Origin of the sequence: Duganella sp. Leaf61 (assembly GCF_001421905.1) — a bacterium.
GTDB lineage: Bacteria > Pseudomonadota > Gammaproteobacteria > Burkholderiales > Burkholderiaceae_D > Rugamonas > Rugamonas zoogloeoides.
The window spans coordinates 79464-103737 of the sequence record NZ_LMLM01000032.1 but is presented as its reverse complement, the minus strand read 5'-3'; the positions used below and the strand labels follow the sequence as shown (position 1 = coordinate 103737).

General features: G+C 64.9%; 25 protein-coding genes and 2 pseudogenes. 12 read left to right on the top strand and 15 right to left on the bottom strand.

Annotated features, from left to right (window positions below):
- Positions 1-177 precede the first annotated feature (177 nt).
- Positions 178-1197: an NADP-dependent oxidoreductase gene (locus tag ASF04_RS24100; RefSeq protein WP_082488994.1), complete on the top strand. Its 1020-nt coding sequence runs from the start codon at positions 178-180 to the stop codon at positions 1195-1197.
- Here ASF04_RS24100 and ASF04_RS24095 read toward each other — a convergent pair whose 3' ends face one another.
- The 4 genes from ASF04_RS24095 to ASF04_RS24080 form a co-directional block, all read right to left on the bottom strand.
- A complete protein-coding gene (locus ASF04_RS24095) occupies positions 1198-1842 on the bottom strand; it encodes a hypothetical protein (RefSeq protein WP_156368754.1) in 645 nt (214 codons plus the stop codon).
- A 72-nt stretch (positions 1843-1914) separates the two neighbouring features.
- Entirely contained in the window at positions 1915-3660 is a 1746-nt protein-coding gene (locus ASF04_RS24090; protein ID WP_056147459.1) for a bifunctional diguanylate cyclase/phosphodiesterase, read from the bottom strand.
- Complete coding sequence (locus ASF04_RS24085; protein WP_056147457.1) at positions 3657-5000, bottom strand: sensor domain-containing diguanylate cyclase; 1344 nt, start codon at positions 4998-5000, stop codon at positions 3657-3659. The genes ASF04_RS24090 and ASF04_RS24085 overlap by 4 nt, the downstream gene beginning before the upstream one ends.
- Positions 4997-5386: a hypothetical protein gene (locus ASF04_RS24080; protein WP_056147454.1), complete on the bottom strand. Its 390-nt coding sequence runs from the start codon at positions 5384-5386 to the stop codon at positions 4997-4999. The genes ASF04_RS24085 and ASF04_RS24080 overlap by 4 nt, the downstream gene beginning before the upstream one ends.
- 186 nt (positions 5387-5572) lie before the next feature.
- Between ASF04_RS24080 and ASF04_RS24075 the strand changes: the two genes are divergently transcribed.
- From ASF04_RS24075 to ASF04_RS24065, 4 genes and pseudogenes are all read left to right on the top strand, one after another.
- On the top strand, positions 5573-6112 hold the full coding sequence (locus ASF04_RS24075) for a TonB-dependent receptor plug domain-containing protein (protein ID WP_056147451.1): 540 nt from the start codon (positions 5573-5575) through the stop codon (positions 6110-6112).
- A 327-nt stretch (positions 6113-6439) separates the two neighbouring features.
- Positions 6440-6622, top strand: a pseudogene (locus ASF04_RS28850) (hypothetical protein); the annotation flags it as partial.
- Positions 6623-6765: 143 nt separating this feature from the next.
- A pseudogene (locus ASF04_RS27105) lies at positions 6766-6942 on the top strand (GntR family transcriptional regulator); the annotation flags it as partial.
- Positions 6943-6965: 23 nt separating this feature from the next.
- Positions 6966-7703 (top strand): ABC transporter substrate-binding protein, encoded by a 738-nt coding sequence (locus ASF04_RS24065; RefSeq protein WP_056147444.1) that lies wholly within the window; start codon positions 6966-6968, stop codon positions 7701-7703.
- Positions 7704-7813: 110 nt separating this feature from the next.
- Here the strand turns inward: ASF04_RS24065 and ASF04_RS24060 are convergent, their stop codons facing one another.
- Entirely contained in the window at positions 7814-9124 is a 1311-nt protein-coding gene (locus ASF04_RS24060; RefSeq protein WP_056147441.1) for a nucleoside hydrolase-like domain-containing protein, read from the bottom strand.
- 31 nt (positions 9125-9155) lie between these two features.
- The gene (locus ASF04_RS24055) at positions 9156-10040 is read right to left on the bottom strand and encodes a LysR family transcriptional regulator (protein ID WP_056147439.1); all 885 of its coding nucleotides are present in this window, start codon (positions 10038-10040) and stop codon (positions 9156-9158) included.
- A 106-nt stretch (positions 10041-10146) separates the two neighbouring features.
- Between ASF04_RS24055 and ASF04_RS24050 the strand changes: the two genes are divergently transcribed.
- Both ASF04_RS24050 and ASF04_RS24045 read left to right on the top strand, forming a co-directional pair.
- The gene (locus tag ASF04_RS24050; protein WP_056147436.1) at positions 10147-10932 is read left to right on the top strand and encodes a dioxygenase; all 786 of its coding nucleotides are present in this window, start codon (positions 10147-10149) and stop codon (positions 10930-10932) included.
- Between the two features lie 104 nt (positions 10933-11036).
- Positions 11037-11351, top strand: a complete 315-nt coding sequence (locus ASF04_RS24045; protein WP_056147434.1) for an alpha/beta hydrolase — start codon at positions 11037-11039, stop codon at positions 11349-11351.
- A 48-nt stretch (positions 11352-11399) separates the two neighbouring features.
- On the opposite strand, the gene ASF04_RS24040 is transcribed toward ASF04_RS24045, so the two are convergent.
- Positions 11400-13064, bottom strand: a complete 1665-nt coding sequence (locus ASF04_RS24040) for a methyl-accepting chemotaxis protein (protein WP_056147431.1) — start codon at positions 13062-13064, stop codon at positions 11400-11402.
- A 363-nt stretch (positions 13065-13427) separates the two neighbouring features.
- On the opposite strand from ASF04_RS24040, the gene ASF04_RS24035 reads away from it, so the two are divergent.
- Complete coding sequence (locus tag ASF04_RS24035) at positions 13428-14414, top strand: TauD/TfdA family dioxygenase (protein WP_162241466.1); 987 nt, start codon at positions 13428-13430, stop codon at positions 14412-14414.
- Positions 14415-14416: 2 nt separating this feature from the next.
- Complete coding sequence (locus ASF04_RS24030; protein WP_056147427.1) at positions 14417-15331, top strand: AEC family transporter; 915 nt, start codon at positions 14417-14419, stop codon at positions 15329-15331.
- A 97-nt stretch (positions 15332-15428) separates the two neighbouring features.
- Here the strand turns inward: ASF04_RS24030 and ASF04_RS24025 are convergent, their stop codons facing one another.
- The 3 genes from ASF04_RS24025 to ASF04_RS24015 all read right to left on the bottom strand — a co-directional run bounded on the left by ASF04_RS24025 (position 15429) and on the right by ASF04_RS24015 (position 17488).
- Positions 15429-16043: a hypothetical protein gene (locus tag ASF04_RS24025; RefSeq protein ID WP_156368753.1), complete on the bottom strand. Its 615-nt coding sequence runs from the start codon at positions 16041-16043 to the stop codon at positions 15429-15431.
- A gap of 7 nt (positions 16044-16050) precedes the next feature.
- Positions 16051-16305 (bottom strand): hypothetical protein, encoded by a 255-nt coding sequence (locus ASF04_RS24020; protein ID WP_229205183.1) that lies wholly within the window; start codon positions 16303-16305, stop codon positions 16051-16053.
- A gap of 247 nt (positions 16306-16552) precedes the next feature.
- Positions 16553-17488: a LysR family transcriptional regulator gene (locus ASF04_RS24015; RefSeq protein ID WP_056147420.1), complete on the bottom strand. Its 936-nt coding sequence runs from the start codon at positions 17486-17488 to the stop codon at positions 16553-16555.
- Positions 17489-17613: 125 nt separating this feature from the next.
- Between ASF04_RS24015 and ASF04_RS24010 the strand changes: the two genes are divergently transcribed.
- On the top strand, positions 17614-18363 hold the full coding sequence (locus ASF04_RS24010; protein WP_056147417.1) for a 3-oxoacyl-ACP reductase family protein: 750 nt from the start codon (positions 17614-17616) through the stop codon (positions 18361-18363).
- Between the two features lie 3 nt (positions 18364-18366).
- Here the strand turns inward: ASF04_RS24010 and ASF04_RS24005 are convergent, their stop codons facing one another.
- The gene (locus ASF04_RS24005) at positions 18367-18663 is read right to left on the bottom strand and encodes a TetR/AcrR family transcriptional regulator C-terminal domain-containing protein (protein WP_056147414.1); all 297 of its coding nucleotides are present in this window, start codon (positions 18661-18663) and stop codon (positions 18367-18369) included.
- 181 nt (positions 18664-18844) lie between these two features.
- Between ASF04_RS24005 and ASF04_RS24000 the strand changes: the two genes are divergently transcribed.
- Both ASF04_RS24000 and ASF04_RS23995 read left to right on the top strand, forming a co-directional pair.
- Positions 18845-19927: a catalase family peroxidase gene (locus ASF04_RS24000; RefSeq protein WP_056147411.1), complete on the top strand. Its 1083-nt coding sequence runs from the start codon at positions 18845-18847 to the stop codon at positions 19925-19927.
- Positions 19924-20460, top strand: a complete 537-nt coding sequence (locus ASF04_RS23995; protein WP_056147409.1) for a cytochrome b — start codon at positions 19924-19926, stop codon at positions 20458-20460. Before ASF04_RS24000 ends, ASF04_RS23995 begins: the two co-directional genes overlap by 4 nt.
- A gap of 15 nt (positions 20461-20475) precedes the next feature.
- Here the strand turns inward: ASF04_RS23995 and ASF04_RS23990 are convergent, their stop codons facing one another.
- From ASF04_RS23990 to ASF04_RS23975, 4 genes are all read right to left on the bottom strand, one after another.
- Positions 20476-21615 (bottom strand): FAD-dependent oxidoreductase, encoded by a 1140-nt coding sequence (locus ASF04_RS23990; protein WP_056147405.1) that lies wholly within the window; start codon positions 21613-21615, stop codon positions 20476-20478.
- Between the two features lie 48 nt (positions 21616-21663).
- Positions 21664-22014 carry a Rieske 2Fe-2S domain-containing protein gene (locus ASF04_RS23985; RefSeq protein ID WP_056147403.1) on the bottom strand — a complete coding sequence of 117 codons (351 nt, stop codon included), beginning with the start codon at positions 22012-22014 and terminating at the stop codon, positions 21664-21666.
- Positions 22015-22140: 126 nt separating this feature from the next.
- Positions 22141-23502, bottom strand: coding sequence for a sensor histidine kinase (locus ASF04_RS23980; protein WP_056147402.1), 1362 nt, complete (start codon positions 23500-23502; stop codon positions 22141-22143).
- Positions 23499-24167, bottom strand: a complete 669-nt coding sequence (locus ASF04_RS23975; RefSeq protein WP_019924294.1) for a response regulator transcription factor — start codon at positions 24165-24167, stop codon at positions 23499-23501. The genes ASF04_RS23980 and ASF04_RS23975 overlap by 4 nt, the downstream gene beginning before the upstream one ends.
- Between the last annotated feature and the right edge of the window lie 107 nt (positions 24168-24274).

Sequence of the window (24274 nt, the reverse complement as noted above, 5' to 3'; positions counted from 1 at the left end):
ATACCATTTGGTAATTAGCATGATCGGGCGGGCGTGGGCGCAGGGTGCGCCAGCGCACGCCCATGGGCAGCAACGCGACGACCGCTCAATGCCGGGGCCGGTAGAATCGTCATTACATCGGGGCCAGCCTCGCCGCTGTCGCCAATTTTCCCGAACATCACGTCAAAAGGATATATCTTGAGCGAACATAATCAACGCATCCTGCTTGCCAGCCGCCCGGACGGCAAGCCTGCCCCCGAGCATTTCAAGCTCGACGCCGTACCTGTTGCCGAACCCGCCGACGGCCAGGTGCTGCTGAAAGTTCTCTTCCTGTCGCTGGACCCCTATATGCGCGGCAGGATGAATGCCGGCAAGTCGTACGCCAAGCCGGTGGAGGTGGGCGATGTCATGGAAGGCGGCACGGTCGCCCGGGTGGTCCGCTCACGGCACCCCGATTTTGCCGAGGGCGATGTGGTGCTGTCCTATTCCGGCTGGCAGAGCTATGCCGTGGCCGATGGCGCCACGCTGCGCAAGATCGATCCGTCGGCCGCGCCGGTCAGCACCGCGCTTGGCGTGCTCGGCATGCCCGGGTTTACCGCCTACGCCGGTCTGCTGACCATCGGCCAGCCGCAACCTGGCGAGACCGTGGTGGTCGCAGCGGCCAGCGGGGCCGTGGGGTCGGCCGTCGGCCAAATCGCGAAGATCAAGGGTGCGCGCGCGGTCGGCATCGCGGGTGGGGCGGACAAGTGCGCATTCCTGCGGGACGAACTCGGCTTCGATGCCGTGGTCGATCATCGCGCGCCGGATTTCGCGGCGCAGCTCGAGGCCGCCTGTCCGCAAGGGATCGACGTCTATTTCGAAAATGTGGGCGGACATGTCTGGGACGCCGTCTTCCCGCTCCTGAACGACTTTGCACGCGTGCCGGTATGCGGACTCATCGCGCAATACAATGACACCGCGCCGCGTCCCGGCCCGGACCGTCTGCCGGGCGTGATGCGCGAAATCCTGAGCCGCAGCCTGCTGATACGCGGCTTCATCCAGCGCGAATTCGTGGACCAGCGTCCGGCGTTCGAGCGCGAGATGGCGGCCTGGATAGCTTCCGGCCAGGTCCGCTACCGCGAGGATATCGTCGATGGCCTGGAGGCTGCACCGCAGGCGTTTATCGGCTTGCTGGAAGGGCGCAACTTCGGCAAGCTGGTCGTGCGCGTCAGTGAATAACTAGTTTATCGCCTGCTCGCGGTGCGCCGGGCGGCGCCTGGTCCGGGCAACCAGACCCATCACGCCCAGCCCCAGGCCCAGCAGTGCAACGGGGGGCAGCTCCGGCACAGCGCTGAGCGGCACCACCTCGATATCGAAGCGGATCGCCTCGAATTGGATCTGGCCGGAGAAAGCAGGAAGCTGCCCGGTCATGATTTCATACACCAGCAGGCGGCCATACAGTCCCGAGGCAACCGAGGTGTTGGTTGTATACGTCAGCGTGCTGCCGTTGTCGGCGAGAACACCGTCGTGGCCTGTGCCCACGAGGTCGGAGTCGAACATGCCACAGCCCTGGCACCGCGGTACCAGCACGTCGAACGACAGCGCGATGTTGGCGTTGCCCGTCCCATTGCCCAGGTCGTACGTGGCGCTCAAGGTGGCATTCATCTTGCCGGTGAGGGCGTAGTTGGTAGGCGCTTCCAGCTGAAACACGCGCTTGTCGATCCACATGCCTGCGCCGGTTGGCGTGGGCAAATATAACGTATCGTAAGGAATATCGTAGGTGATGGTGTGGGACTGGGTAGCAGGGACAGTGCCTGCAGTGGCGATGCCGGCGCTGGTGGCGATCAGCGCGGGGAACAGCAGTTTCGACAATGAATATTTCATGTTTATCCTCGTGGCATTGGTAAGATGGTGGCCGCTGTGATAGCACGAAGATAATACATGTAATAAATATAATTATGCAATATTTAACACTTCCCGGTGCTGATTTAGCCACTCCAGCAACACGGCGCTCTCCAAAGGCCGGCTGTACAGGTAACCTTGCCCCTTGTCGCAGCCCTGGGCATGCGCCACGTTGGCCTGCTCCACGGTTTCGATGCCTTCCGCCACCGTGGTCATGCCGAGGCTGCGGGCGACCAGCACGGTGGCCTCGATCAGTACCTTGTGGTGCGCACTGCTCGCAGCCAAACTCACGAACGAGCGGTCGATCTTGACCGTGTCCACCGGCAGCAGGTGCAGGCTCGACAGCGACGAATAGCCGGTGCCGAAATCGTCGAGCGCCAGCTTCACACCGAGTTGCTTGAGGCCGATCAGTTGCTGCTGGATGTCTTCGCCCTGCGCGGCCAGGCTCTCGGTGATTTCCAGTTGCAGCTGTGCGGCTGGCATGCCGCTGGCTGCCAGGATGATGGCCACCTGGTCGCACAGGCCGGGCTGGGTCAGCTGCGCGCGCGACAGATTGACCGCCAGCAGGCGCGGTGCGCGATCGCCCAGCTGGCGCTGCCAGGCGACGAAATCGCGGCACGCCGTGGCCAGGACTTGCGCGCCGATCGCGTTGATCATGCCGGTCGATTCGGCGATGCCGATGAATTCGACCGGGCCGACCAGGCCGCGTACCGGGTGGCGCCAGCGCACCAGGGCCTCCACGCCAGCGCCCGGGTCCATGCGGCCGTCGGCCAGCAGGCCCACCACCGGCTGGTACACATTGAACAATTCGGCGCGGTCGATCGCCAGGCGCAAGTCTGCTTCCAGGCTGCTGCGCAGCAGCGCCTGTTCGCGCATTTCCTGCTCGAACGCGACCATGCGGTTGCCGCCCTGCGACTTGGCCACGGCCATCGCAATGGCGGCGTCGCGCAGCAGGTCGTCGGCGTCCTGCGCGCCGGTTTTCAGCACCACCAGCCCCAGGCTGAAGGTGAGCGACAGGTCCTGTTCGCCCACGCGATAGGGCCGGCCCAGGCGCTGGAGCAGGCGGCCGGCGATGCGCTCGACCACCTCCGGCGCCGGCAAGCCGTCGAGCAGTACGGCAAATTCGTCGCCGCCCACGCGGGTGGCGGTTTCCACGGCCAGGCCGCTGCCGGGGCGTCCGCCCGCGCGCAGCGTGGTGCGCAGGCGCTCGGCCACCAGCGCGATTACCTGGTTGCCTACCGCGTTGCCGAGCGTATCGTTGACCTGCTTGAAGCGGTCCAGGTTGAGCAACAGCACTGCGCAGTGGTCGCCGCTGGCAGCACGTTCGCGCGTGGCCATCTTGCGCAGCAGCGTCAGGGTGCCGGCCCGGTTCGGTAGCTGAGTGAGAGTGTCCAGCTGGGCTGCGCTGGCCAGCATGCGCTGCTCGCGCACCACCTCGTGGGTGGCGTCCAGCAGTACCGCCATCAGGCGGTTGTCGTCGAGCTTCAGCAGGCCTAGCGACAGTACGTCGGGGCCTTCGGCGTGGCCGTGGGTCGCTTCCACGCTGATGCGGCGGCCTTCGCACACCACGCCCTGCTGGTCGGAATAGTCGGCGCACAGCTGCGGCAGATCGGGCGCGTGGCGGCGCAGCACATGGAAAAAATTCTCCATGTCGCCGTCCGGCGCCAGCGGCATCAACAGGCGTGCCGCCATCGGATTGAGGATCTCGATGGCGCCGTCTTTCTGCAGCTGGATCAGCGCCACCGGCGCCCGGTACAGGAACTGGATCAATGCCTCGTAGGCCAGGTCACCTTCGCTCATGCCTGCTCCGCTGCCGGTGGTTCCCAGCACGCCACCTGGTTGCGGCCGCGCCGCTTGGCTGCGTACAGGGCTTCGTCGGCGCGCTTGATCAGGCCGTCGAAGCCGTCGAGCGTGTCGTCCATCACCGCCACGCCGATGCTGATCGAGTACACGATTGGCTGCTGCTCGTAAGTGGCGGGCGTGCGTTCCACCTCGGCGCGCAGGCGCTCGGCAATCGCCAGCGCATCGTCCAGCGCCACCGACGGCAGGATGATGGCAAATTCTTCCCCGCCGATGCGCGCCAGCACGTCCACCTGGCGGCACACGCTGCGCATGGTGCGGGCCAGGTGGGACAACACCGCGTCGCCGGCCGGGTGGCCATGGCGGTCGTTGATGGCCTTGAAGTGGTCGGCGTCGATCACGATCAGGGCCACCGGGCGCAGCGCTTTTTTGCGGCGCGCCAGTTCCAGGTCGGCCGCCTCGAAGAATGCGCGGCGGTTCGACAACCCGGTCAGGTGGTCGCTGTAGGCGGCCTTGCGCAGGCTTTCGCTGGCGTCGCGGCGGTCGGAAATATCGCGGATGATCATGCAGTAGGCCGGTTCGTCGTCGGCCGGCGGGGCAGGGGACACTGTCTCGTCGCCGCGTACCGGCAGTGGCGAAATCATGGCGCTGCCCCAGAACTCGGTGCCGTCGGCGCGCAGGCGCAGGCCTTCGTCCAGGGTCCAGCCGTTTTCGTCGGCCTCGCGCAAGCGGTCCAGTTGCTGCGCTTCGGTGGTGGCGCCGGCGGGATAAAAGCGGGCGTAGTGCTGGCCCTTGATGGCGGCCGATGCATAGCCGGTCACGCGCTCGATGCTCTCGTTCCACGACTCCACCCGGCCCTGGCGGTCGAGACAGACCAGCGCATAGTCGGTAATGTTGGTCATGATGGCGTTGAGCCAGGCATCGGTTTTGCGCAGCTGCCGCTCGCGCCGGTCTTGTACGGTAACGTCGGCCAGCACCGCCATCAACCGGTCGGTATTGAGCTTGAGCATGCTGAGCGACATCACCTGCGGCCCGCCGGTGCGGTCGTCCGCGTGCACATACAGGCGGACGGCGTCGCAGATCGTTCCTTGCGGTGCGGCGAAAGTGGCGCACTGCTGGCGCAGGTCGGGCGCAACCGGCGCCAGCGCCTCGAACAGGTTCGTCAGCCCGCCGTCGCGGCTGAGCGGCATCAGCAGTTGCGCCGACACCGGGTTGAGCATCTGGATAGCGCCGTCCGCAGCGAGCTGCACCAGTCCCACTGGCGCCATGTACAGGAACTGCAGCAGTGCTTCATGTTCCTGAGCATGCTCCTGCGCGGTATCCTCTCCGATGGCGCTCATGAGCGATGTACCAGCACGTAGGCCAGCGCGGCGTCGGGCTGGTACACCAGGCGCAGCTGGACCTTGGTCGGGCGCATGCGCAAGGTCAGCACGTAATTGATGGTGGCGTCAAGCGGTGTGCCGTCGGCGCGGGCGTCGGCAAAGCGCTGGGCCACCATGAAGTTGTTCATGCACGGCGCCACGGCCAGGAACAGGTCCTGGCCCAGCACCCGCTCCGCGCGCAGCCCCGCCGCCTGCGCTTCGAAGGTGTTGTAGCGCTGAACGACGCCAGCGGCGTCGAAACCGATCGCACCGAAACCCAGGGCGTCCAGCGCAGTGGCATCGCTGTGCTCGAGCAAGGCGGCCAGGTCGGACTGGTCAAAGGGGATTTCGGCATGCAGGGTCATTTCGGTTTCCTAGGGTACGGGCAAAAGCAAGGGTAACATTTACTCAGGGCAATTTACCATCGCTGTCTGATCCGTTATGTGCGCTAACTAGCATTGGCGTGAGGAAACTCAAATCTGCGCATGATCGCGCACAGATTTGCTCAAGGACGTGAGTGTTTGTTACCTGGAAGCGAATATCGGTAACTTTTGGCCTGCCATCCATCTTCGCTGCACGCCCAGGAGGCGGCCGCCAAGCCGGAGGAGGGACTGCAAACCGTGGTCGTCTCCGCGCAAAAGCGCTTGCAGTCGATGCAGAACGTGCCGGTGGCCGTCAACACGGTGGCCTCCCGCGCGATCGAAAACCAGCAGATCATGGAGTTTTCCGACCTGACCCGGGTGGCGCCGTCGATGACGCTCAATCAAAATCCCGGCAACAACACGATATCGCTGCGCGGCATCGGCACCTTTGCCTACAGCACCGGCATCGAATCGGCGGTGTCGGTGATCGTCGATGACGTGCCGGTGATCCAGCAGGCGCAGGCGTTTTCCAACCTGTCTGACATCGAGCGCATCGAAGTGCTGCGCGGCCCGCAAGGCACGCTGTTTGGCAAGAATTCGTCGGCCGGGGTGATCAACGTGGTGACCAAGGCGTCGGCCGAGACGCTCGAAGGCAGCGCCCAGGGGACAAGAGCTGCAGCAGCTTCATTGGCGATCACTACAACTTCTATAACGGCAGCCACGTGCTGATGCAATACCTGCCGCGTAATTCGGAGCGTTACGCGGGCGTGCGGGTCAAATACGAGTTCTGACGCTTGCGTACTATTTGCATATTAATGCAATGATATGCATAGATGATGGCATGGAAAAACCATCCGCCATCCCAGTCTTCCATGCGCGATACAATGGCCGAAGCGGGCTTTGATCCCACCTTGCTCAATCCGGGGCTGCCGGTTGATGTGGGCGGACCATTCATGTTGTCGGGCAACCGCAATTTCCCCGGCCGTTGGGCGCTGCACGCGGGCGCCCGGGCCGACGGTTATCCGCGTGCGTTCGCGCTGGCCAGCGTCCATCCGCTGCGGCTTCCTGGTGGCGCGCGGCGACGACCGCGACGACCTGAATGTCTTTGCTTCGCGGCGCGGCAACTGGGAAGTGATGCTGCGCGCCGCCTTCTACAGCAAGACGCTGCGCAACCTGTTGACGCCCGGAGCTCCCGTCGCCAACACCTTGCAAGGGCCCAGCGGCGTGGTGGCGCCCATCAACGGTTGCAGGCCACGGCTGCCGTGGAAACCCGGCTGGAAGCCGCGCTGCTCAGGCATGGCGGCGTGATCCCGTTCATCCTGCAGAAAGCCATCGCGCAGCAACGGGGTCAGGAATTCTGCTAGCCTTCGGGCTGGTCACCATACCGTTCGATGCAAAGCCGTGGGCGCTACATCGAACACTGCAAGCAGCACCTGCACGTGCTGGACCTGCTCGAGCGCGAACGCAACGACGAGGCGTCCGAATTCCTGCGCCAGCACTTGCAGCACACGATCGCGGCGCTGTCCGGCATCGAGGATATCCTGCAGCCGCTACCCTGAATTTTTAACTTGAGAGGCACACCATGACCATCGACATTTCTCCGGCCGTCCGCGCCGCTTTCGCCCCCACCGGCGTGCTGCGCGCTTCCATCAACCTCGGTAATCCGATCCTGGCCAACACCGGCGCCGACGGCGCACCGGGCGGGGTGTCGGTGGACCTGGCGCGCGAACTGGCTGCGCTGCTCGATCTGCCCCTGGAACTGGTGGTGTTCGACGCGGCCGGCAAGTCGGTGGAGGCGGTGGCCGGCAGCCAGGCCGATTTCGGCTTCTTTGCCATCGACCCCGTGCGCGGCGCCGATATTGCGTTCACCGCGCCGTACGTGCTGATCGAAGGCTATTACCTGGTCAGGGACGACTCGCCCATCACTGGCAACGCCCAGGTGGACGATGCCGCCAACCGGGTGGTGGTGGGCAAGGGCAGCGCTTACGACCTGTATCTCACGCGGGAACTCAGGCGGGCCGCCATCGTGCGCTCGCCCACGTCGCCCACGGTGGTGGAAGTCTTCCTGGAACAGGGCGCCGAGGTGGCGGCCGGCGTCAAACAGCAACTGGAGGTCGATGCCGCGCGCCACGGCGGCCTGCGCCTGCTCGACCAGCGCTTCATGGTGATCCAGCAGGCCATGGGGCTACCCAAGGTGCGCGGGGCGGAAGCGGCACAAGTGCTGCGCGAGTTTGTCGAGCGCATGAAGGCCAGCGGCTTTGTCGATGCGGCGCTGGCGCGTCATGGCGTCAAGGGCGCCTCGGTGGCGCCCGCAGCGTAAGCGATGCTGCCGGCGTTCGCTCAGCGCTATCGGCGGCTTCGCCATATGGCAATGTCGCCGGCGTCGGGCCGGCATCGGCATACGGCACAAGTTCTGAGCGGTGGGGGTCGTCAGGATCCGGCGTCGGCCGGCGCCCGGGCGCGGCGCAGGCGGGCGGCGAAGTCGCGCAGGAAGTCGGCGCGCCAGCGGCTCACGGTCTTGGCGCCCTGGTGCGGCCCTTCGCTCAATTGCGGCGCGGGGTCATCGGTCCACCAGTTGGGATAACGCGCCGACGGCTGGCGCGCCAGTTCCGGCGCTGGCATGCGCGACGTGAAGGCGCCGGCCTGGCCGTCGAGGCCCGGGTGGTTGCTGCGGATCCGGTACGACCAGGTTTTGGCTTCCTTCGGCGAGAACAGGAAATGCCAGGCGCCGTCGGCACCGGGGTAACCGTCGAACTCCTGCTTGTCCACCACCAGGTGTGCATGCGGTTGCGCCGGTGTGGCGCCGGCGGGGCGGCACACCAGCTCCATGATGGCAAAGGTTTCCACCACGTCGGCGGCGGCAGGTGGCGTGGTATAGGTCACGCGCGGCCGGTCCCAGGCGCGCACGAAGTGTCCGCCCCAGCCGTCGGCGGCCGGGTTACCGGGCGTGGCGCCGAACAGGTAGGTGAGGGCGGGCGTGTCGCCCATCTTGATGTCCGGCCCGATCGAGGCGAAATAATCGCCAAGCGCCCCCGCGCCCTTGACGTGGCGGTTGATGAAGCTGGCATTGCCCAGATCGCCGGACTGGTCGCCGCCCAGGAACCAGCCGCGATACGTGGCGTTGTTTTCGATGATCCACAGGTCTGGGTGCGCGCGCGCCAGGTAGTCGTAGGCGTTGGTGGACCATTTTTTGTTGGGGCCACCGATCATGTATACGCGCAGCTTGCTCTTGATGGACGGGGCGTCGTGCAGCGCCTGCGCCAGGTCCTCGAAGCCGCCCCACAGCAGCACCCACAGCGCACGCGGATCGTCGCGGCGCGCGTTTTCGATGATCCATTGCGATCCTTCGGTGGGCTGGCCCCAGCCCTGCGGGCCGGCCAGGTCCGAGCCGCCCTGCTTGGCGACGGCACGCAAGCGGTCCGGCGTGGGATAGCGGTCGGACCAGGTGCGCAGGTTGGGATAGTCTTTTTCGTAGACGGCGATGATGTCGAGCAGGTGGCGCTTGCGGTCGCGGCCCTCGCCCCACGGCGAGGCGATCAGGCCGTCGAGGTCGATCATGTCGCTGTAGAGCAGCAGGTGCACCAGTGACTGGAAGTCGTCGAAATCGGTGCCGCCGATGTCGGTGGAGACGATCACGCGCGGTCGTTCGGCGGTGGCGGAGGCAGCGGCGACGGGATACCCGCTCAGGCTCAGCAGGGGCAAACCCATCGCAAGATTGATCAACAGTTGTCGTCGGTTCATAAGCTCTATGGTTGGAAGAATCAAGGTTGGGTCAGCCTGTCAGCGCCGCTGCCAGGAAATCGACAAACGTCCGCACCTTGGCCGACAGGTGCTTGCGGCTCGGGTACACCGCGTACACGCCCAGTTCGGCCGACTGCCATTGCGGCAGCAGTTGCACCAGGCGGCCGGCGGCCAGGTCAGCGCCGACGATGAAGTGCGGCTGGAACAGGATGCCGGCGCCACTCAGGGCCGCCAGCCGGATGATGTCGCCGTTGTCGGCGCGGATAGGTCCTGTGATCGGCACCACCAGTGGGCCGTCCGGCGTCTCGAATCGCCAGTCGGTGCCGCTGCCCGTCAGGCTGTAGCCGAGGCAGGCGTGGCCGCCCAGTTCCTGCGGCGTGTTCGGGGCGCCGTGCCGCGCCACGTAGCCGGGACTGGCGCACACGATGCTGCGCACGCCGCCAAGCTTGCGGGCGATCAGGTCCGATTGCGGCAGTTCGCCGATGCGCACGGCGAGATCGAAGCCGTCTTCGACCAGGTCCACCTTGCGGTCGCTGAGCGCGATATCGAGCTGCACCTCGGGGTAAGCCTGGGTGTAGTCGCCGATGATGGTGGCCAGCCGGTGCTGGCCGTACGACAGCGGAATGGTTACCCGCAGAACGCCTTGCGGCGTGCGCGTCAGGTCGCCGGCTACCTGCTCGGCTTCTTCAACGTCCTGCAGGATTTGCTGGCTGCGGTCGTAAAACGCCCGGCCTGTTTCGGTGAGGCTCAGGCGCCGGGTGGTGCGGTTCATCAGCCGCGTGCCCAGGTGTTCTTCGAGCTTCTGGATCTGCTTGGAGATCATGGCGCGCGAGATTTCCAGCTTGTCGGCCGCCGCCGCAAAGCTGCCGCCATCGACCACCGCCACGTACATTCGCATCGCATTAAAAAGGTCCATTGCGCTCAATTGTCAACCAGGTGGAAATAGTTTAGCTACCGATCGCATATTTATCAACTGGATTGATCCGAATATGATGGTGGCATCCCATCCAGCGAGGTGCACCATGTCGTCGTTCCCCACCATTTTCGTTTCCCACGGCTCGCCGATGCTGGCCTTGCAGGACAGCCCGGCGCGCCGCTTTTTGCTCGGCCTGGGCGCGGAGCTGCCGCGTCCCAAGGCCATCTTGGTGTTTTCCGCGCACTGGGAAACCGGCGCCGCGCCGGCGGTATCGCTGGCCACGCACCCGGAGACTATCCATGATTTCGGTGGCTTTCCGCAGGCGCTGTTCGACATCCGGTACCAGCCGGCCGGCGCCCCGGACGTGGCCGAGCGGGCGGCGGAGCTGTTTGCGGCGGCGGACATTCCGGTCGGCCGCCATCGGTCGCGCGGCCTGGACCACGGCGCCTGGGTGCCGCTGCGGCTGATGTATCCCGATGCGGACATCCCGGTGCTGCAGATTTCCATCGTACGTGGCGCCGGTCCTGCCGCCCACGAGGTGCTGGGCGGCGCGCTGGAACAGTTGCGCCACGAGGGCGTGCTGGTGATCGGCTCCGGTTCGCTCACGCACAACCTGTACGAATTCCGCGGCCAGGCCGTCGATGCGCCAGCCCCGGGCTGGGTGACCGAATTCGAACAATGGATGCGCGAGCGGCTGGCCGCAGGCGACCGCGCAGCGCTGCTCGACTACCGCAACCGGGCGCCGTCGGCCGTGCAAAACCATCCGTCCGAGGAACACCTGCTGCCGCTGTTCGTGGCGATGGGGGCGGCCGGCGCCGGCGCCCAGGCGCAGTTGCTGCATTCGAGCTTTGAACACGGCGTGCTGGCGATGGATGCCTACGCCTTTAACTGAAAGAGAAACGAGATGACTGAAGCATTGGATAGCATCCTGGTCGAACCGGTCTCGGGACTGACGTGCCGCCTGCGTCCTGCCCAAAAAGGACAAGTTGCGGCGCCATGCCTGGTGCTGATGCACATGCCAGCGTGGGCTTGACGGCCCCGCAGCAGGTGGCCGGTTTCGGCATGCTGAGCGGGCGCATCCTGCCGGAAGTGCTGCCGCTGGTGCAGCCTGGCCCGGCGCTGCAAAAGGTGAAGGCGTTTGTCAGCCACGGCGTGCTGGACGACAAGCTGGGCATCCACTTTGGCCGCAACGCCAGCCAGGTGCTGGAAAGCTACCAGGTGCGGCTCGATTACCGCGAATACCAGGCCGGTCACGCGCTGACCATGGCGATGGTGACCGATTTCCAGCAATGGTTGGCGGCGCAGATCTGACCGCTGTACGCCATGCCGGAGGCTGGAAACGCTACATCAAACGCTATATCACGCCCGGCGACGAACCGGCTCAGCCGCAATCACCGGCACCGGCTGGCGCGCCGCGTTGGTGATCACGCGCAGGTCGTGGCGGGCAGCGGCGCGGTCCGCACCCTGCTTGGCCAGCTGGAATACCGAGACCAGCTCGCTCAGCGCGGTCGCCTGGTTCTGCATGCTTTGCGAGGCTGCCGTCGCTTCTTCCACCAGTGCGGCGTTTTGCTGGGTGACGGCATCCATGCCGGCGATGGCGGTGTTCACCTGTTCGATACCGGCGCGCTGTTCCGCACCGGCGGCGCTGATCTCGCTCATGATGTCGGTCACGCGACGCACGCTGACCACCACGTCGTCCATGGTGGCGCCGGCTTGTTCCACGAGCTTGCTGCCGCTTTCCACCTGGTTGACCGAGTCGCTGATCAATTCCTTGATTTCCTTGGCTGCCGCAGCCGAGCGCTGCGCCAGGTTGCGCACTTCGGAGGCGACCACGGCAAAGCCGCGACCCTGTTCGCCGGCGCGCGCGGCTTCCACTGCCGCATTCAATGCCAGGATGTTGGTCTGGAATGCAATGCCGTCGATCACGGCAATGATGTCCACGATCTTGCGCGACGACTGGTTGATCGAGCCCATGGTCTGCACCACCTGCGACACCACGGCGCCGCCTTTTTGCGCGACCGCCGAGGCGCTCAACGCGAGTTCATTGGCCTCGCTGGCGCTGGCCGAGTTCTGTTTTACCGTGCTGGTCAGCTCTTCCATCGATGCGGCGGTTTCTTCGAGCGACGCGGCTTGCTGTTCGGTGCGGGCCGACAGGTCCACATTACCGGCAGCAATCTGCTGCGACGCGGTGGCGATGGTGTCGGTGCCGCTGCGTACCTGTTCGACCAGTCCGGCCAGGCTGTCGCGCATCGACTTCATGGCAAACAGCAGGCTGTCCTGGTCGCCTTCGCGGGTGTGGATGGCAACGGTCAAGTCACCGTCGGCAATCTTGCCGGCAATTTTTACGGCGTAATCGGGCTCACCGCCGAGGCGCTTGACCAGCCAGCGGGTGATCAGGGCCGCGCACAGGGCGCCCAGCACGATCGAGCCTATCAGCAGGGTGATGATCCAGACGCGTGCCGAGTCGTATAGCGCATCGGCGCGGTCGGAAGCGGCATCACCGCCGTCGCCATACAGCTTGACCAGCTTGTCGATCTGGCCGCGCAGCGCCACGATCAGCTTGTTCGACTCGCCGCGCAGCAACTGCTTTGCGGTATCGCTTTCGGCAGCGCGCGAGGCGGCGCGGATCTTGCCGTCTTCAATCATGTAGCGGTCCCACAGGGACAGGAACTCGTCGTACAGCGCTTTTTCCTCGGGCGTGGAGATCAGCTTTGCGTAGGTGTCCTGCATCTTGCGCAGGTCGACCAGGTCGTTGGCGATGACCTTGTCGTACTTGTCCATCTCGGCCGGGTCGGTGGAAATGATGTACTGGAATTCGCGGGTGCGCACCCTGGCGATTTGTGCCTTGAGATCCTGCACCACGCGCATCGCCGGCATCCAGCGCTCGGACAATTCGGTCGAGGCGCGGTTGAGCTGCGCCAGTTTGACGATGGCAAAGATATCGACTGCTGCCGCCAGTACCAGCACCAGCGCGAAGGCCAGTCCCAGCTTGGTTGCCAGCTTCAAATCACGTAACGAAGTCATAAAAGTATCCTTCAGGCAGTGGGCGCCAGCGCGCCCTGTTTTGTTATTACGAACGATGGGATAGAAAGTGAGAGAATTTCCCAAGGGAAACTTATAATATCACAGCGGAATTGTTTGCGTGTCTGCCATCTGTTGCAGTGCCCACTACGTAGTTTCCCTATAGATACATTTGTGCTGGAAAACAACATTTATAGATTATTTAGTGTTGAATAACCCAAGCCATCACGCTGTTAGCCGCATTCCGCCGTGCTTTCAGCCCCAAATAGCCAGAAAGTATAGCCATTCTTGCATGTTGCATTGCGGCATCAACCGTCTTAGTATTTGCAGAACATTTCCATGAAGCATTTCTCCAAGGAGGTTCAGATGGGCATAGCACTCGAGCAATCCCCGCAGGTTTTCGTCAACCAGCGCAACTTCGACTGGGGCCAGGACCAGGCCGCTATCGTCGCGCTGGTCGGCCGCTACTTCAGCGACTTCAATGGCAATGGCTTCTATCCCCACCCGGATGAAGTGGCTTTGCAGCGCGAATTGCTGGCCGTGCCATCGCTGCGCTACTTGCAGCGCTACATCGTGGGCGCCGAAGCGCGCGGACTGGCGATCACCGGGCTGGGCCTGGCCGGGCTGGAGGAGGCGCCACGCAATGCCGTGCTGTACGCGATTGCGCTGAGCCTCGGTTTTCCGACCTCGACCGACCAACGTACCCAGCGCGTGGCGTGGGATATCCGCGCCCGGCCCGGCAGCGCACAGAAAAGCAGCTTCGTGACCTTCTCGGAGCGGGTGGGCAGTGCCGACATGCATACGGACTCGTCGTTTTACCCGATGCCGGAAGAACAGTTCCTGCTGTACGTGGTGACGGCGGCGCGCTGCGGTGGCGGCGCATCCTTGCTGATCGGCGTCGATGACATTTATGCCGAATTGCAGCGTACCGAAGCCGGCCGCGCCGCCTGTGCGCTGCTGTTCGAGACGCCGCTGCCGTTTCGCGTGCCGTCGGTGTACGCGGCCAGCGACGAGCAGGTGGAAATCGAGATGGCGCCGGTCTTTGAACGGCAGGGGGCGCTGCTGACGATGCGTTGGCGTTACGATTCGTTGCTCAAGGGGCTGGCGGCGCGGCCGGGGCTCGATACGCCGGCCGTGCGTGCAGCGCTGGAGCTGCTGCACGAAGTCATCGAACAGCGGGCGCCGCGCTTTTCGCAGCAACTGCCCGATGACACCTTGTTGTGGGCAAACAATCGCCGTTCGCTGCATGGCCGCGCCGATTACACCGACCCGGCCCGTCACCTCATCCGCATCCGTATCGCCGATACCCCCAATGCCGAACGCATCGGGCCATCGGGCATTTCGGCGGACTGAGCATGGTGAACGCAATTCTTCCGGTCTTGCTGATCATTGCGCTTGGCGTGGCGATCCGACGCTATGGCTGGCTGCCGGAAGCGTTTTTTCCGTCGATTGAAAAGTTCACGTACAACATCTGCTTTCCGGCGCTGCTGTTTGCCGGGACGGCCCGGCTCAGCTTCGAGTCGGCGCAGGTCGGCGAACTGGCGATGGCGACGGTGCTGCCGACCCTGCTGATCACGGCGGTGGCGCTGCTGATGTTGTTGCCGGCGCGCGCCTTGCCCGATCCGGCGCGGTCGTCAGTGGTGCAGGGCGCGGTACGGCCCAACACCTATTTCGGCATCGCCGTCTCGACGCTGCTGTTCACGCCGCAGACGGCCGCGCTGGTGATGCTGTCGCTGGCGTTGTGCCTGCCGGTGGTCAATATCATCTCGGTGATCGCCCTGTCGTGGTGGAGCGGCATGCCCACGCACGCGGGGCGCATCGCGCGCAACCTGGCAACCAATCCCATCATCCTGTCCACGCTGGCCGGCGTGATCTGGAGCGTGGCGGGCCTGCCACTGCCGGCGCCGCTGTTCAATACGCTGGACATCCTCGGCAAGGCGGCACTGTGCCTGGGCCTGGTATGCGTCGGCAGCGGACTGGTGTTTTCACTGCAGGGCCTGCGGCCGCTGGCCCTGAGCCTGACGTCGGTGTTGAAGCTGCTGGTGCTGCCGCTGCTGGCCGCCAAGGTGTGCGTGCTGTTCTCGGTATCGGCCCCGGTAGCGCTGGCGGCGTGTTTCTACTGTGCGCTGCCGACCGCCCCCAATGCCTACATCATGGCCCGCCAAATGGGCGGCGACACCCGCCTGATGGCCGCGCTGATCACGTTGCAGACGCTGGTGGCGGCGGTGACGCTGCCGCTGTCCGGGCAGTTTTTGCTGTGGATGGGGTGAATGACGTGAATTCGCGACAGGCCCGACGGCCTGCTGCATGCCGAGGCGCCGGTTTATGAGGCGCGATGACTGATGCGCGGTTTGGTGTTCTCGCGTATCAGCAATTTGCAATCAATGCCAAAGTCCGGAGTTCTTCAAAATTTTTCGGCATCTTGGGCTTGATAATGTCCTCGTTGATTTGCAATACGATGGATTTCATCAAATCTGTTTTGCTCAATTTGGTGACCGCCATGACAGCAGCAATCTCGTCCGCCATAGGCTTTGACACCTTGATCGACAAACGCTTGCGGGCAGACTCCGCCGGCAACTCGAACTCGACTTTATTCTTCAATGCCGCCACCAGCCGATCTGACCATGCTGGGCTCTTGCTCGACTTGCCCACGTAATACATCAACAAGCGTTTTCTGAAATCGGAGTTCACGCTGGAATCAATGCGGTAGCATGCCAAATCCAGCGCATCCATATAGATGGCTGGCAGCTGGGCTTCAACCGGCACCATTGCCTTATCGCGGCTCGCCTTGATGGCGAGCGTCGATTGCGCCGGCGTGGAAACAACGCGATCACAGACGTCGCAGACACCTGCCAGAATATCGGTAGCAATGCCTACCCCATCACTGAAAGGAATGTCTCGCCGCTGATAAGTGGTGTGAACCAGCGCATTGCAGTGATAGCAAATTGCCTTGCTCTTGTCGCCCGCATGTAAAAGTTTCATGGCTTCCTCACTGGTGTACGCTGATAAAAACGGTGTCCGGATCAACGAAATAAAACTTGATATACCACTGCCTGCACCGGATCACGTGGACCTCGATCCCGGCTATCGAATGATGAGGACTGCTGGCATGATCATTCCCGCCGCTGGATTTGATCATTGAAATGACTTGCTCCGGCGTGACTTCACCGATCTGCAATAAATTCTTGACGCTGATGTCACCACACACTTCGTGAGAAAACTGGCGTCTGGCAAGCGCATCCAAAACTTTCCTTTTTGCCTCTCTATATTCCATCTCTGACCTCTGATCATACGAAGAACTTCGTATGCGCACAAGTTTTTTACGAAAATATTCGTAAAGAGGGCAGTGCTGCGCGATCACGCCGTTCTATATTGGTCGGCGCGCGATCTGGCGGCCACGAAGTGCGTCAATCGGAGTGCGAGACGGGGCACTGATCGTGCTGGATGGGCGAAGCCATAGTCTATGCATTGCGGCGGCGCTGATCTGGCGGTTAGCCAAGTTCCTGGCCAAAGCGCGCCGCATTGCCGCTGGCCCGGAACCGTTCGACGACATGCTCCACGAAGACGCGCACCTTGGCCGGCACCAGCTTGCGGCTCGAGTAATAGATGGTCAGGGGGCGCGTCTCGGCATACCAGTCCGGCAGCAGCCGTACCAGCTCGCCGCTGTCCAGGCAGGGCAGGGCGTGCGGCAGCGGCAGCAGGGCGATACCGAGTCCGCGCGCGGCCGCGCTGGTCATCGCTTCCGGATCGTCGAACACGGCCACCGGCCGGACGGTGGCGACCAGTTCGTCGCCGGCCCGGTTCTTCAGCGTCCACGGTTGCAGCCGGCCGGTGGCCAGCGAGCGGCGCAGCAGTCCGCGATGGCGGGCCAGGTCGGCCGGTGTGGCCGGCGCGGCATGGCGCTCGAGATAGGCAGGCGCGGTGGCCAGCACAATGTGCACGCGCGACAGTTCGCGCGCGATCAGCCCTTCGGTCAGTTCGATGCCGCCGCCGATGCCCACGTCGTATCCCTGCGCGATCAAATCCACCTGGCGGTTATCGAAATGCAGGTCGAGGACCACGTCCGGGTAGCGCTCGATAAAATCGTCGAGCAACGGCAGCACGTAGTTGCGGCCCACCGTGTGGGCCATCGACACCTTGAGCGTGCCCGCCGGCTTGCCGGCGCCCTGGCGCAGCGCGGTCAGGGCGTCGCCGATCTCGGTCCACGGCAGGCGCACCTGCGCGTACAGGCGGTCGCCGTCGGTCGTCAGCGCCAGGCTGCGCGTGCTGCGCTGGAACAGCCGCACGCCCAGCTGGCTCTCCAGGCGGGCCACGCTTTTGCTGACGGCGGCCGGGGTCTGCCCCAGCTTGCGGGCGGCGGCAGAAAAGCTGCCCTCGCTGGCGGCGGCAATGAAGGCGTCGAGATAGCTACTGAGTTCGGTGAGCATGGGCGTCCATTTTGATTCCATTTGATACCAATGGTTGAAAGTGTACATGCTAATTACCGGCTATACGCAATCAATTCTCCGCGCCATACTGGATCCATCAACTCACCCCACGAAAGGAAATGATCATGAACTCGAACCTTAACCTCAGCGGCAAAGCAGCTTTCATCAACGGCGGTTCGCGCGGTATTGGCGCTGCGACTGCCCGCCGCCTGGCCCGTGACGGCGCCAAAGTGGCGATCGGCTACGGCGCTTCGGCCATCGCGGCAGAGGCGCTGGTCGCGGAAATCGAGGCGCAGGGCGGTACCGCGTTTGCCATCCACGCCGACGCCAACGACGCCGTCGCACTGACCCGCGCCATCGACCAGGCAGCGGAGCGCTTCGGCCGCCTCGATATCCTGGTCAACAGCGCTGGCGTGCTGCGGATGGGATCGCTAGAAGAATTTTCGCTGGAAGACTTCGACGCCACCGTCGCCGTCAATATCCGCGCCGTGTTCGTGGCGACCAAGGCGGCCGTGGCCCACATGACCGATGGCGGGCGCGTGATCAATATCGGCAGCACCAACGCCCAGCGCATGCCGTTCGCGGGCGGCGCCGCCTACGCCATGAGCAAGTCGGCGCTGACGGGCCTGGTGAAGGGGCTGGCGCGCGACCTGGGACCGCGCAATATCACCGTCAACAACGTGGCGCCGGGCCCGATCGACACCGACATGAATCCTGCCGAAGGCGATTTCGCCGCCAGCATGCACGGGCTGATGGCCCTGAAACGCCACGGCCATGCCGACGAAGTGGCCGCCATGGTCGCTTACCTGGCAGGACCGGAAGCAGGTTTTGTCACCGGCGCCGACCTGCTGATCGATGGCGGTTTCGCGGCCTGATCGTCAGTTCCGCGTGCCGAAGCCGTGGAAGAACGTGTCGATGGCGCGGTCCATCATTGCCTGGATTTGCTCCAGCGACACGGGCTGCGGCTTGCGCTGGAACTGGCGCATGTTCACTTCGGCCGTGGCCAGCGCCATGAAATGGTGCGCCGCCAGCATGGGGTCGGCGCGCCGCAACTGGCCGCAGTCCATGGCCGCTTCGAGTACCACGGCCAGCGCCTTGTTGGCCTGCGCCGGGCCGCCGTCCCATGTCGGAATGCCCGGACTCGGCGACGACCAGGCGGTACACGGCCAGCGCATTGCTGTCGTCGGTCAGCACGCTCATCATGCGCTCGGCAAAGTGGCGCAGCACCGATTCGAGCGGGAAGGGGGGCGGGGAAGCGTGCTGCAGGAATGCACAGGTCGTCCGGACCGGTTATGATCGCGGTCATTCCGACCATTACCCGTCGCCAGCCATCGACCCTACGAAAGCCAGCCTGACATGCCCAACCCCACTTCGCGCCGCGGCTCGCCGCTGCTGCTGTTACCAATCGCCCTGATCGTTGCCGCCCTTGCCGCGCTGTTTGCGTGGGTGGGCGGCTGGTTCGGCCACCACGACCTGACGCCGCAAAAAATGATGAACTTTGCCGAGACCTCCGGCAAACAGGCGTCCGGCTTCCGGCGCGCGCACAGCAAGGGCGTGTGCTTTGCCGGCACGTTTACGCCGGCGCCCGACGCGGCCAAGCTGTCGAAGGCCCGGGCGTTTGCCCAGCCTTCGATCGACGTCATCGGCCGCTTCTCCGCGTCGTCCAACAACCCGTATGCGCCCGATGGCGCGTCGCCGGTGCGCGGCATGGCTGTGCAGCTGAAAACCGACGATGGCCAGGAATGGCGCATTGCCATGAACAGTTTTCCGTTCTTTGCCGCATCCACGCCGCAGGCCTTCCAGGCCATGAACGAAGCCGGCAAGCCCGATCCCGCCACCGGCAAGCCCGATCCCGAGAAAATGAAGGCCGTGCTGGCCGCCAACCCGGAGATCGCCGCCTTCCAGGCCTGGGCCAAGACCGCGCCCAAGTCCGACAGCCTCGGTAATACCCGCTTCAACGGCGTCAACGCCTTCCGCCTGACCGATGCGCAAGGCACGGACCGCATGGTGCGCTGGTCGATGCGCCCGCGCCTGCCGTTCGTGGCGCTCACGCCCGAACAGCTGAAAGCAGCCGATCCCGATTTCCTGATCGCCGACCTGGACCGCCGCCTGGCCGCCAGCCCGCTGCTGTGGGACCTGGTGGTGCAAATCGCTGCGCCCGGCGACCCGATCACTGACCCGTCCAAGGCCTGGCCCGACACGCGGCAGGAAGCCACCATCGGCACGCTCGCCATCAAGCACGCCGAACCGCAAGCGACCGGCCCTTGCCGCGACCTCAATTTCGACCCGCTGATTGTGCCCAACGGCATTGCCGGCAGCGACGATCCGGTGCTGCGCGCCCGCTCGGCCGCGTACTCGGTATCGTTCAACCGCCGCGAACGCGAAATTTCTGAAGGCAAGTCCGCCTATCCGGTCAACCAGAACGGGAGCGCCCGATGAACCGCCCACGCCACTTCAACCTGCTCGCCCGCGTACTGCACTGGTCCATGGCGCTGGCCATCCTGGCCATGCTGTTCGTTGGCGCCGGCATGGTCGTCTCGCTGCAATACCGGGCGCCATTGCTGGACCTGCATCGTCCGCTTGGCATCGCCATCCTGCTGCTGGCCATCGTGCGCCTGGTCAATCGCCTGACCCGGCCCACGCCGGCGCTGCCCGCAGACCTGCCGACCATCCAGAAATTCGCCGCCCACGCGTCGCACTGGCTGCTGTACGCACTGATGCTGGCGATGCCGCTGATCGGGTGGGCCATGCTGTCGGCCGGCGGCTACCCGATCCCGATGTTCGGCGGCGTGCACCTGCCGGCCATCCTGCCGCATAGCCCAGAGGTGTACGGCATGCTGCGTCCCCTGCACGGCGTGCTGGCATACGTGCTGTTCGCCACCATCCTGGCCCACCTGGGCGCGGCGCTGTATCACGCGTGGGTGCGGCGCGACGAGGTGTTCGGGCAGATGGCCAAAGGGGAACCGGATTAGGTCGTTCGATGTTGCTCAGATGGGCGCCGCGAGGGCCACGTGGGTGTCGTGCATGATCCGTGCATGCTCGGCCTTGTCGCCGCCGGTGATCTCGATCTCGCCCAGGCGACCGGAGTTCTCCACCACCATGCGGCAGCGTTCCCAGCGCCGCGCCTCGAACCCGGTCAACGCCGCCTCGATGGTAGCCGCGCGATCGAGTTCGTCGGCCAGCACGATGGCGTCCTCGATGCCGATGCAGGCGCCGGACGCCATGTGTGGCGTGGTGGCGTGCACGGTGTCGCCGATCAGCACCACGCGACCGCGGTGCCACGGCGGCGGCACCAGCAGCGCCTCGAGCGGGCGATAGACGATCTGGACGTCGGCGCCCGGTTCCAGCAGCTGCGCGCGGCATTGCTGCAGCAGCGGCGCGGCGAACGGCGCCAGCAGGTTGGCCAGCATGGCGGGAAACTGCGCCGGATCGAGCCGCACATTGTCGGCGCGGTCTTCGGTGACGAACAGGTACATCTGGTCGCGCGAAACGGGATTGAGCCCCGCCTTGATCTTCGCTCCCACCCACATCGTGGCCCGTTCGATTTCCGGCGGGCGCGGCAGCACGGCGCGCCACACGCACTGGCCGCTGTAGCGCGGTGCAGGTGCTGCAGGCAGCAGCGCCTCGCGCACTTGCGAGTACAGGCCATCGGCGCCGATCACCAGGTCGTATTGGCCCGCCGTGCCGTCGGTGAATTCCACCTCCACGCCATCGGCGTGCTGGCGCAGGCTCGTAAAAGTGCAGCCCAGGCGCACCCTGGCGCCGCTGGCGATGGTGGCGTCGGCCAGGATTGTTGCCAGCACCGGGCGCATGATGGCGCCGCCGCCGGGCACGTCGGCGCCGGCCAGGCGCGGCGTGGGCACGGTGGCCAGGTACTGGCCGTGCGGCAGCATCAGGTCCACGCCATCGGCCGCCGCACCCTGTTCGAGAAACCGGTCGAGAATGCCGAGCGTTTTGAACGCGCGCAGCGTGGCGCCACCCAGGCTGATGCCGGCGCCGTACGAGCGCCAGCCCGGATCGATTTCCACCACGTGCACGTCGGCGCCGAGCTTGCGCAATTCGATGGCGGCGGCCATGCCGGAAAAGCCGCCGCCGATGATCAGGATCCTGTTTGCTGGTGATGTCATGGTTGTCTCCGTCGAAGTATGATTATTGTGGTGTTCAGCTGCTTGTTTTTAGTCGCTGGTTAACAGCACGTTGCCGCCGGCATCGACCGTGAGTGCAACCGGCGTGAGCGCCTGGCCCAGGCATGGCCCGCGCACGCAGGCGCCGCTGTCGATGTCGAACAGCGCGCCGTGCGCCGCGCACACGATGTGGGTGCCGTCGGCGTTCAGGTAGGCATGCCGGCGCCAGGCCATCGGCGTGTCGCCGTAGTGCGGGCACAGGTCGCGGTAGCCATGCAGGTGCGCGCCCTGGCGTACCACCAGGATGCTGTCCTGGCCGCAGCCCGCAGGATCGAAACCGCGCGCGGCGCCGTCTGCCAGCTCGTCCAGGCGGCACAGCAGGAGCGGGAACGGCGCGGCCATGGGTTTGTCTCGCTGATTGTTTTACGGTGGGGGCAGTGTGCCGGCCAAGCCACGCTGTGTAAAATCAATTGGCTGCATGGCTGGTATCCGGATTGTCGATACCTGAACCGTGAGCGCTGCCGAGCTTCAGGCGTCGGCTGGAATGTCCATGGTCACCGCCAGCCCGCGCCCATCAAGCCCGCCGCTCATCTTGATGCTGGCGCGGTGGCCATCGGCGATGCGGGCCACGATCGATAACCCCAGGCCGCTGCCCGGCAGCGACGCGCCGGCCAGGCGGAAGAAGCGCTCGAACACGCGCTGCTGCATCTCCGCCGGAATGCCGGGCCCGGAATCGGCCACGCACAGGAAGCTGCTGCCATCGCGCTGGCCGCAGCTGATGGCGATGCGGCCGGGGGCGGGCGTGTAGCGCAGCGCGTTATCGACCAGGTTACGGATCAGCATGTGCATGCTGTCCGGGTGCAGCGCACAGGGCGCCGGCGCGATCGACAACTCCAGCGCCAGTCCCTGCTGCGCGCACACCTGGCGCCAGTGGTCGGCGTGCTCGCGCAGCAGCGGCGCCAGGTCGCCGGCTTGCGGTGTGGTGATCGCGCCTTCCACCTTTTCCAGTGTCAGCAACTGGTCCATCAGCCTTGCGGCGCGGTCCACGCTCACGCCCAGCGCGGCGATGAACTCCTCGCGTTCCTCGATGGTGCGGGCGCGCTGCAGCACCTGCAGATTGGTCTTTATGGCGGCCAGCGGCGTACGCAGTTCGTGGGCCGCATCGGCAGTAAAACGCTGTTCGTGTTCCATGGTTTGCCGCACGCGGCCGAACAGGCGGTTGATGGCCGAGAGCAGCGGATGCACCTCGCTCGGTGCGGCGTCGAGGCTCACCTCGGCCAGGTCGTTGGGTGTGCGCGCCGCCACCTCGTCCGCCGAATCCTGCAACACCCGCACCACGCGGCTGATGCTCCACCACAGCGCCGCCGTCGCCAGCAATGCCAGCAGCGTGCCGAAGATGACGATCTTGTAGAAGAAGCGGCTGCTGATGTCCTCGCGGTGGCTGGTGGGTTCGGCCACCACCAGCGCCAGTTCGCGGCTTTCGTCCCACAGCGTGTACAGGCGCCAGCGCTGGCCGTGCAGCGTGGTCCACGACAGGCCGGCTGGCGCGTCGGGAGAGAGCGCCGCATCGGGGGCGCCGTCGTTCTTGTACAGCACCCGGTCGTTAACGTCGCGCACCTGGAACAGCAGGTAGCGGTGCGGGTTGGCGTGGCCCTTCATCGGCAGACTGATCGGCTGCGACAAGCCATGCTCGCGCACCTCGTTCTCCACCAGCGACAGCAGCAAATGGCCGGTTTCCACCAGCGACTGGTCGAACAGTTCGTCGCTTTCCTGCTGCGCCTCTACATAGACGATGGCTGCGCTGCTGGCCCACAGCAGCAGCGTCAGTCCCAGCAGCGACGCCAGCAAGGTGCGCTTGAGCGACCACGGTTTGCCAGGTGCTGCGCTCATGGCGCCGCCGGCTTGTCGATGCAGTAGCCGATGGCGTGCACGGTGCGGATCAGGTCACGGCCCAGTTTTTTGCGCAGGTGGTGGATGTGGACCTGCACCGCGTTGCTTTCCACCTCGTCGCCCCAGCTGTACAGGTTTTTCTCGAGCTGCTCCCGGCTCAGCACCCGGCCGGCCTGTTCGACCATCATCAGCAGGATGCGGAACTCCTTGATCGTCAGCGCCACTTGCCGACCTGCCTTGGTCACAAGCCGGTCGGCGACATCGATCACCAGGTCGTCGTGTACCAGTTGTTCGCGCACGCGCCCGGCCGCGCGGCGGCAGGCGCTGCGGATGCGGGCGGCCAGTTCGTCGAGGTCGAACGGCTTGACCAGGAAATCGTCGGCGCCGGCGTCGAGACCGGCGATGCGGTCCGGCACCTGGTCGCGCGCCGTTACCATCAGCACCGCGCCCGTATAGCCGCTGTCGCGCAGCAGGTGCAGGGCCTGCATGCCGTCCTGGCCCGGCAGGCCGATGTCGAGCAGGATGCAGCCATAGTCGTGCAGCCGCGCCGCCGTCAGTGCATGTTCGGCGCTCAGCACCCAGTCGACGGCGTAGCCGTTCTGTTCCAGTCCGATCTGGGTGGCGCGGCCCAGTTGCGGGTCGTCTTCGGTCAGCAGTAGTCGCATCGTGTCAGCCTGTTTTTTTCAGTGATCGGGTGGCGCGGATACTGGGCGGCAGTTGTTAAGAACCTCTTAAGAACTGCTCAGCACCATCGCCCGCATTCTCCCCACCG

Excerpts from the sequence above, each read along its gene's own strand:
- ASF04_RS24095 (WP_156368754.1), bottom strand. The coding sequence starts at position 1,842 with ATGAAATATTCATTGTCGAAACTGCTGTTCCCCGCGCTGATCGCCACC.
- ASF04_RS24090 (WP_056147459.1), bottom strand. The coding sequence starts at position 3,660 with ATGAGCGAAGGTGACCTGGCCTACGAGGCATTGATCCAGTTCCTGTAC.
- ASF04_RS24085 (WP_056147457.1), bottom strand. The coding sequence starts at position 5,000 with ATGAGCGCCATCGGAGAGGATACCGCGCAGGAGCATGCTCAGGAACAT.
- ASF04_RS24080 (WP_056147454.1), bottom strand. The coding sequence starts at position 5,386 with ATGACCCTGCATGCCGAAATCCCCTTTGACCAGTCCGACCTGGCCGCC.
- ASF04_RS24065 (WP_056147444.1), top strand. The coding sequence starts at position 6,966 with ATGACCATCGACATTTCTCCGGCCGTCCGCGCCGCTTTCGCCCCCACC.
- ASF04_RS24060 (WP_056147441.1), bottom strand. The coding sequence starts at position 9,124 with ATGAACCGACGACAACTGTTGATCAATCTTGCGATGGGTTTGCCCCTG.
- ASF04_RS24055 (WP_056147439.1), bottom strand. The coding sequence starts at position 10,040 with ATGGACCTTTTTAATGCGATGCGAATGTACGTGGCGGTGGTCGATGGC.
- ASF04_RS24050 (WP_056147436.1), top strand. The coding sequence starts at position 10,147 with ATGTCGTCGTTCCCCACCATTTTCGTTTCCCACGGCTCGCCGATGCTG.
- ASF04_RS24045 (WP_056147434.1), top strand. The coding sequence starts at position 11,037 with ATGCCTGGTGCTGATGCACATGCCAGCGTGGGCTTGACGGCCCCGCAG.
- ASF04_RS24040 (WP_056147431.1), bottom strand. The coding sequence starts at position 13,064 with ATGACTTCGTTACGTGATTTGAAGCTGGCAACCAAGCTGGGACTGGCC.
- ASF04_RS24035 (WP_162241466.1), top strand. The coding sequence starts at position 13,428 with ATGGGCATAGCACTCGAGCAATCCCCGCAGGTTTTCGTCAACCAGCGC.
- ASF04_RS24030 (WP_056147427.1), top strand. The coding sequence starts at position 14,417 with ATGGTGAACGCAATTCTTCCGGTCTTGCTGATCATTGCGCTTGGCGTG.
- ASF04_RS24025 (WP_156368753.1), bottom strand. The coding sequence starts at position 16,043 with ATGAAACTTTTACATGCGGGCGACAAGAGCAAGGCAATTTGCTATCAC.
- ASF04_RS24015 (WP_056147420.1), bottom strand. The coding sequence starts at position 17,488 with ATGCTCACCGAACTCAGTAGCTATCTCGACGCCTTCATTGCCGCCGCC.
- ASF04_RS24010 (WP_056147417.1), top strand. The coding sequence starts at position 17,614 with ATGAACTCGAACCTTAACCTCAGCGGCAAAGCAGCTTTCATCAACGGC.
- ASF04_RS24005 (WP_056147414.1), bottom strand. The coding sequence starts at position 18,663 with ATGCGCTGGCCGTGTACCGCCTGGTCGTCGCCGAGTCCGGGCATTCCG.
- ASF04_RS24000 (WP_056147411.1), top strand. The coding sequence starts at position 18,845 with ATGCCCAACCCCACTTCGCGCCGCGGCTCGCCGCTGCTGCTGTTACCA.
- ASF04_RS23995 (WP_056147409.1), top strand. The coding sequence starts at position 19,924 with ATGAACCGCCCACGCCACTTCAACCTGCTCGCCCGCGTACTGCACTGG.
- ASF04_RS23990 (WP_056147405.1), bottom strand. The coding sequence starts at position 21,615 with ATGACATCACCAGCAAACAGGATCCTGATCATCGGCGGCGGCTTTTCC.
- ASF04_RS23985 (WP_056147403.1), bottom strand. The coding sequence starts at position 22,014 with ATGGCCGCGCCGTTCCCGCTCCTGCTGTGCCGCCTGGACGAGCTGGCA.
- ASF04_RS23980 (WP_056147402.1), bottom strand. The coding sequence starts at position 23,502 with ATGAGCGCAGCACCTGGCAAACCGTGGTCGCTCAAGCGCACCTTGCTG.
- ASF04_RS23975 (WP_019924294.1), bottom strand. The coding sequence starts at position 24,167 with ATGCGACTACTGCTGACCGAAGACGACCCGCAACTGGGCCGCGCCACC.